Below are 6,440 nucleotides of genomic sequence, written 5' to 3'. Positions count from 1 at the left end.
CGGCTTGATGCGGGCGAGGTCGAGGAATTCGGCCACCCCGGGGTCGGCGGAGCGGCGCATCTCCTCGAAGACCTGCGGGCCGACCGGTGCGCCGTCGACGTGCCGGAATCCGTGCTTGCCGAAGAAGCTCGTCTCGAAGGTGAGCACGAACAGGCGGCTGAGGCCCAGGTCGCGGGCCAGTTCCACGAGGCGGTCGACGATGCGGTGGCCGACGCCGCGGCCTTTGCTGGCGGGGTCGACGGCGACGGTGCGGATCTCGGCGAGGTCCTCCCAGAGGACGTGCAGCGCCCCGCAACCCAGGATGCGGCCGCCGTCGTCGGCGACCCAGAACTCCTGCACGTCCTCGTAGAGGGTGACCAGTTCCTTGCCGAGCAGCACTTCGCCCGCGTAGGAATCGATCAGCGCCTTGATCCGGGGCACGTCGGCGATGCGCGCCCGTCGAATAGCTATTGTTGACGGCGCATCGTCATTCATGCCCCGCATGCTAGCTCCGCAGGTGCCCCGACGTGGTCGCGGCTACCCCGGTGGGTCGCAGGTGCAGCAGCATCCTCGTGTTGCCCAGGGTGTTCGGCTTCACGTGCGCGAGATCCAGGAATTGCGCCACCCCTTCGTCCGGCGACCGGCGGATCTCGTCGTGCACCTCGGGCGGCACCGGGGTCTCCGAGATCGGCCGGAATCCGTGCCTGCCGAAGAAGCTCGTCTCGAAGGTGAGCACGAACAGGCGGCTGAGGCCGAGTTCGTGGGCGAACCGCACGAGGCGGTCGACGACGTGGTGGCCGACGCCGCGCCCCTTGCTGGTCGGGTCGACGGCGACGGTGCGGATCTCGGCGAGGTCCTCCCAGAGGACGTGCAGCGCCCCGCAACCCAGGATCCGGCCGTGCTGCTCGGCGACCCAGAACTCCTGCACGTCCTCGTAGAGGGTGACCAGTTCCTTGCCGAGCACGACCTTGCCCGCGTAGTGGTCGATCAGCTGCTTGATAGCGCGCACGTCGCCGACCCGTGCCGGACGCACCTCCACCGGATTCATATTAGGTAACCCTAAGCTTCCTCGTGCGGTATCGGTCAGTCGGGTCGCCGATGCCCGATCGGTCCGCCGGGTCGGGTTCCGGGTCTGGTCGCGCACTGCGCGTGCCGTTGTCCAGGCGCATGCGCAGCTCGGATCGCCCAGAGCGTTACGCTCGATGCATGTCAACCGAGCACGATCAGCGCCGAGTCGCCGTGGTGACGCTCGGTTGCGCGCGCAACGAGGTCGATTCCGAGGAGCTCGCCGGCGGCCTGGACCGCCAGGGGTGGCGGATGACCGAACCCGACGAGGCCGACGTGGTCCTGGTGAACACCTGCGGTTTCGTGGAATCGGCCAAGAAGGACTCGGTGGACACCCTGCTGGCCGCCGGGGACACCGGGGCCAAGGTCGTCGCCGTCGGGTGCATGGCCGAGCGCTACGGCGCCGAACTCGCCGAACAGCTGCCCGAAGCCGATGCCGTGCTGGGCTTCGACCACTACTCCGCGCTGGCCGAACGGCTCGACGACGTGCTCGCCGGACGCCCGGTGGCCGCGCACCGGCCGCGGGACCGGCGCACGATGCTGCCGATCAGCCCCGCCGAGCGGCCCGCGGCAGCCGCCGAGGTCGCCGTCCCCGGGCACGGCTGGGTCCCGGCCGCGCGCGAGGTGTCCCGGCGCAGGCTGGACGACTCCCCGGTGGCCGCACTCAAGCTGGCGTCCGGCTGCGACCGCCGCTGCTCGTTCTGCGCGATCCCCTCATTCCGCGGATCGTTCCTGTCCCGCCCGCCTGCGGAGGTGCTCGGCGAAGCGCAGTGGCTGGCCCGGCACGGCGCGCGGGAACTGTTCCTGGTCAGCGAGAACTCGACGTCCTACGGCAAGGACCTGTCCGATCCGGACGCGCTCGAACACCTGCTGCCGCAGCTGGCGGCCGTCGAGGGCGTCGACCGCGTGCGCGTGTCCTACCTGCAGCCCGCCGAGACCCGGCCCGGGCTGATCGCGGCCATCGCGGGCACTGCGGGCGTGGCCGACTACTACGACCTGTCGTTCCAGCACGCCAGCGCCGGGGTGCTGCGCCGGATGCGCCGGTTCGGATCCACCGAGTCGTTCCTGGCGCTGATCGAGCAGATCCGGGAACACGCGCCCGAGGCGGGCATCCGCAGCAACGTGATCGTGGGCTTCCCCGGCGAGTCCGAGGACGACGTGGCCGAGCTGTGCGACTTCCTCACCGCGGCGCGGTTGGACGCCGTGGGCGTGTTCGGCTACTCCGACGAGGACGGCACCGAGGCGGCCGGGCTGGACGGCAAGCTGGACCCGGAGCTGGTGGCGTCGCGCGTCGAGCAGGTCACCTCGCTGGTCGCCGAGCTGACCGAGCAGCGCGCCGAGGACCGCATCGGCGCCGCGGTGCGGGTGCTGCTGGAGCGCACCGGCGAGTCGGAATGCGCAGGCCGGGCCGAGCACCAGGGACCGGAGGTGGACGGCGAGTGCCTGGTCCTCGATCCTGGTGCGGTGGCGGTGGGCGATGTGCTCAGCTGCCGGGTGGTGGGCACCGAGGGCGTGGATCTGGTGGTCCGGCCCGAGACGCAGGGACGAGACCGGGCGGGGGTTGTGTGAATGGCGGCCGACGGGGGCGCGACGAACCCGGCGGGGCCGCGGCCGGAGGCGGTCCCGGCGCCGGTGCTCAACATCGCCAACGTGCTGACCGTGTCCCGGTTGGCGCTGGTCCCGGTGTTCGTCATCGCCCTGTTCTGGGAGGGCGGGCACGATCCGCTGTGGCGCTGGCTGGCGACCGCGGTGTTCGTGCTCGCCTCGGTCACCGACCGGGTGGACGGCGACCTCGCGCGCAAGCGCGGGCTGGTGACCGACTTCGGCAAGCTCGCCGATCCCATCGCGGACAAGGCGCTGACCGGCGCCGCGCTGATCTCGCTGAGCCTGCTCGGTGACCTGGGCTGGTGGGCCACCGGGATCATCCTGGGCCGCGAGCTGGGTATCACCGCGCTGCGGTTCTGGGTGATCCGGCACGGTGTGATCCCGGCCAGCCGCGGTGGCAAGGTCAAGACGCTGCTGCAGGCGGTGGCCATCGGGCTGTACCTGATCCCGGTCGGCGGTTGGCTGGATCTGGTCCGGTTCGCGGTGCTGCTGGCCGCGGTGCTGGCCACCGTCTATACCGGGGCCGACTACGTGGCGCGTGCGCTGCGGATGCGGGCGGTGGCGCGGTCCGGGGCGGGTGCCGCATGATCGCCGAGGCGCTGGGTGCCGACCCCGCGCGGGTCGAGCGGGTGGTGGACCGGCTGCGCGGAACCGCCCGGACGGTCGCCACCGCCGAGTCGCTGACCGCGGGCCTGGTGTCGGCGGTGCTGACCGACGTCGCCGGTGCCAGCGACGTGGTGCGCGGCGGGCTGGTGGTGTACGCCACCGACCTCAAGGAGCTGCTCGCCGGGGTGGACAGCGAGCTGTTGGCCGAGCGGGGCGCCGTGCATCCGCAGGTGGCCGCGCAGCTGGCCGCGGGCGCCCGCGCGGCCTGCGGCGCGGACTGGGGGATCGGGCTCACCGGAGTCGCCGGACCGGATCCGCAGGACGGGGTCGCGCCGGGCACGGTCCACGTCGGGTTCGCCGGGCCGGACACCGCCCGGGTGTGGACCGCGCAGCTGGACGGCGATCGGCACGCGGTGCGGGCTGCCGCCGTTCGGGTGGCGCTGGAACACTTCGAGGAGTTGCTGCGTTGACCCCGCAGTGGGTTCGCGGGAGTGCTGCGCTCCGCAAACCGGGGTCGATCAGGTCGTCACCCGCGGAACACCCGCCGTTCGCCGTCGGCGGACTTCGGCCTGATCGTTCTCGTCAGGGGCCGGTGGTGAGTAACGTGGGGGGCGTTCACGCGTCGTGCACGCGCTAGGCGTACAAGGAAGGGAGGCGCGCGATGACCGTGTTGTTGCGGGAAGCGGTCGGTGAGCGACTGCGCCGCGCCCGGACCGCTCAGTCTCGTACTCTGCGGGACGTTTCGCGCGCTGCCCGGGTGAGTCTCGGATACCTCTCCGAGGTCGAGCGGGGCCGCAAGGAGGCCTCCAGCGAACTGCTCGCGTCCATCTGCGGCGCTTTGGAGCTACCGCTGCCGGATCTGCTGGTGACGGTGGCCGGTGATCTGGACGACACGATGGTCGCCCCGGACGGGGTGGATCGCCCGGTCGGCGAGGACGTCGACGGCGACGCCCTGGTGCCCAGCCTGCTCGGTGCGCAGTTGGCCGAGTCGGAGCTGTCCGAGCAGCAGTTCGCCGGTGCGGAGGCCGCGGCCGACGGCGACCTGCGGCTGCAGCCGGTGCTCAGCCAGCGGATCAGCGCACCGGTGCGCAAGTCGGGCGGTGTCGTGGTGGCCGCCTGAGGTTTCGGCGAGTTCGGTGACCGGGCACGGCAGGATCGCGGTCTTGCCGTGCCCGGTCGTACCCGTGCCGGTGGCCGCCGCTCGGAGCCCGCGGTGATCCTGGGTATTTTGGTGCTGTGTCGGGTTCTGCAACGCGCCACCCCGGTGCGTGCGTGGCTGCCGGTTGCTGGTTCGATCATGGGCCGTGAGCCCGGGGTGACTCCCGGTGGATCTACCGTGTTCGGTGGAAGCCGCAACGGCGACCTGACACGATGTAATCAGCGGGCACGCCCGATGCGGGGCGGCTTGGGGCAGCCGAGCAGCTAGAGAAGGCAGGCGGAGGAGATGGCCAATCCGTTCGTGAAGTTCTGGAAGTACCTGATGGCGTCGTTCTCGTCGAAGGTCGACGAGCACGCCGACCCGAAGGTGCAGATCCAGCAGGCCATCGAGGAAGCGCAGCGGCAGCACCAGACCCTGTCCCAGCAGGCCGCCTCGGTGATCGGCAACCAGCGGCAGCTGGAGATGAAGCTCAACCGCCAGCTCGGCGAGGTGGAGAAGCTGCAGGCCTCGGCCAAGCAGTCGCTGGTCATGGCCGACCAGGCCCGTTCCGAGGGCGATGAGACCAAGGCGCAGAAGTACGAGGAGACCGCCTCGCAGCTGGCCAACCAGCTGGTGAGCGCCGAGCAGGGCGTCGAGGACCTCAAGACCCTGCACGACCAGTCCCTGCAGGCGGCGGCGCAGGCCAAGGAGGCCGTCGACCAGAACTCCAAGCGGCTGCAGCAGAAGATCGCCGAGCGCACGAAGCTGCTCAGCCAGCTGGAGCAGGCCAAGATGCAGGAGCAGGTCTCGTCCTCGATGAAGCAGATGAGCGAGGTCTCGGCGCCGGACAACACGCCGTCGCTGGACGAGGTCCGGGACAAGATCGAGAGCCGCTACACCACCGCCCTCGGTGAGGCCGAACTGGCGCAGAACAGCGTGCAGGGCCGGATGATGGAGGTCGAGCAGGCTTCCGCGGACGCCGCGGGGGCCAGCCGGCTGGCCCAGTTGCGCGCCAGCATGGGGCCCGACCAGCAGGAGGTCACCGGTGGCGGTCAGCAGCAGGTGACGGGTGGGCAGGACGCGGCGCAGCCCGCGGCCGACCCCCAGCAGCAGAACCCGCAGACCGGTCAAGCCTGAGCGAGGTCGAGGTGCAGCCGCGCCGGGATGAGCTCGTGCGGTGGGGCGAAGCGGCCGTGCAGCAGCTGCGCGGCCCCGTCCTGGACGACCTGCGTCGCCGGTTCGCCGGGTGGCGCGATCCGCGGGCGCGGCTGCTGCGCCGGCGCAGGAGGTCCAAGCGGGCCGCCGGTGCCGGTGCCGCCGGGGCGGGCGTGTTCGGCGTGGGTTCCTACGCTTCGATGGCCGCCGACCCGGTGTGGAGCGGACTAGGTCCGCTCAGTGACATCGCCCAGATGACCAGTGCGTTCGGCCTGGGCGGTCTGGCCGTGGCCAGCGGTGTCGGTGCGGTCGGCGCCGGCCTGCGCTACCGCAGGCTCAACCGGCAGCCGCTGCCGGATCCACCGCCGGTGTCGGTGTCCCTGCCGCCGCGCGACTCGGAGGCGCGGGAACCCATGCAGCGGCTTCAGGAGGCCGAGCAGACGCTGCACAAGGCGCTGTCCCAGCTCAGCGGGACCGCAGCGGGCAGCGCACCCGGCGATGCGCGTGGCACGGCCGATGCCACCGCCGCCGAGCTGCGCACCGGCGCGCAGCGGCTGCAGTCCGTGGAGGCCGCGATCGAGCACTCGCCGCCCGCCGATCGGGCCGGGCTGCGCGAGGACGTCCGGCGGCTGCGGTCCGAACTGGACGACGGTGTTGCCGAGTACGGCACGCTCGTCGCCGCTGCGGGACGTGCGGTGGCGGCCAGCGGTGCCCCCGAGCAGCGCGACGCGCTGCAGGACGCCGCGGACCGGCTGGCGGGACTGGCCTCCGGGCTGCGCGAAGTCTTCGGTGCCCCGGAGGACGGATCCGGTCCATCCCGCGGTGAAGGGCGTTAATCGCCGCCCGCCGAGCTGGCGTTACTGCTGGTGGCCGATCTTTTTTCAATCGTTTG

Annotated in this window: 8 protein-coding genes; 6 read left to right on the top strand and 2 right to left on the bottom strand. The window is 71.7% G+C overall.

The window, feature by feature from the left end; genetic code table 11:
• Positions 1–474 (bottom strand): amino-acid N-acetyltransferase (locus IQ251_RS07470; protein ID WP_193927728.1); only part of this gene is annotated, 474 nt, incomplete at its 3' end.
• A gap of 10 nt (positions 475–484) precedes the next feature.
• Positions 485–1,027: an amino-acid N-acetyltransferase gene (locus tag IQ251_RS07465; protein ID WP_193927727.1), complete on the bottom strand. Its 543-nt coding sequence runs from the start codon at positions 1,025–1,027 to the stop codon at positions 485–487.
• 158 nt (positions 1,028–1,185) lie between these two features.
• Between IQ251_RS07465 and rimO the strand changes: the two genes are divergently transcribed.
• The 6 genes from rimO to pspM all read left to right on the top strand — a co-directional run bounded on the left by rimO (position 1,186) and on the right by pspM (position 6,384).
• Positions 1,186–2,613: a 30S ribosomal protein S12 methylthiotransferase RimO gene (rimO, locus tag IQ251_RS07460; RefSeq protein WP_193927726.1), complete on the top strand. Its 1,428-nt coding sequence runs from the start codon at positions 1,186–1,188 to the stop codon at positions 2,611–2,613.
• Positions 2,614–3,237 carry a CDP-diacylglycerol--glycerol-3-phosphate 3-phosphatidyltransferase gene (gene pgsA / locus IQ251_RS07455; protein WP_193927725.1) on the top strand — a complete coding sequence of 208 codons (624 nt, stop codon included), beginning with the start codon at positions 2,614–2,616 and terminating at the stop codon, positions 3,235–3,237.
• Positions 3,234–3,725, top strand: a complete 492-nt coding sequence (locus tag IQ251_RS07450; protein ID WP_193927724.1) for a CinA family protein — start codon at positions 3,234–3,236, stop codon at positions 3,723–3,725. The genes pgsA and IQ251_RS07450 overlap by 4 nt, the downstream gene beginning before the upstream one ends.
• Positions 3,726–3,916: 191 nt before the next feature.
• A complete protein-coding gene (locus tag IQ251_RS07445) occupies positions 3,917–4,375 on the top strand; it encodes a helix-turn-helix domain-containing protein (protein ID WP_193927723.1) in 459 nt (152 codons plus the stop codon).
• Between the two features lie 324 nt (positions 4,376–4,699).
• Entirely contained in the window at positions 4,700–5,530 is an 831-nt protein-coding gene (locus IQ251_RS07440; RefSeq protein WP_193927722.1) for a PspA/IM30 family protein, read from the top strand.
• Between the two features lie 11 nt (positions 5,531–5,541).
• Positions 5,542–6,384, top strand: coding sequence for a phage shock envelope stress response protein PspM (gene pspM / locus IQ251_RS07435; protein ID WP_193927721.1), 843 nt, complete (start codon positions 5,542–5,544; stop codon positions 6,382–6,384).
• Positions 6,385–6,440 lie beyond the last annotated feature (56 nt).

The organism is Saccharopolyspora montiporae (assembly GCF_015209505.1).
Classification (GTDB): Bacteria; Actinomycetota; Actinomycetes; order Mycobacteriales; family Pseudonocardiaceae; genus Saccharopolyspora; species Saccharopolyspora montiporae.
The sequence above is the reverse complement of the archived record's forward strand: the minus strand, read 5'-3'. Positions and strand labels throughout refer to the sequence as shown.

What these genes read in the sequence shown, in the direction of transcription:
- IQ251_RS07465 (WP_193927727.1), bottom strand. Translation starts at nt 1,027, where the DNA reads ATGAATCCGGTGGAGGTGCGTCCGGCACGGGTCGGCGACGTGCGCGCT.
- rimO (WP_193927726.1), top strand. Translation starts at nt 1,186, where the DNA reads ATGTCAACCGAGCACGATCAGCGCCGAGTCGCCGTGGTGACGCTCGGT.
- pgsA (WP_193927725.1), top strand. Translation starts at nt 2,614, where the DNA reads ATGGCGGCCGACGGGGGCGCGACGAACCCGGCGGGGCCGCGGCCGGAG.
- IQ251_RS07450 (WP_193927724.1), top strand. Translation starts at nt 3,234, where the DNA reads ATGATCGCCGAGGCGCTGGGTGCCGACCCCGCGCGGGTCGAGCGGGTG.
- IQ251_RS07445 (WP_193927723.1), top strand. Translation starts at nt 3,917, where the DNA reads ATGACCGTGTTGTTGCGGGAAGCGGTCGGTGAGCGACTGCGCCGCGCC.
- IQ251_RS07440 (WP_193927722.1), top strand. Translation starts at nt 4,700, where the DNA reads ATGGCCAATCCGTTCGTGAAGTTCTGGAAGTACCTGATGGCGTCGTTC.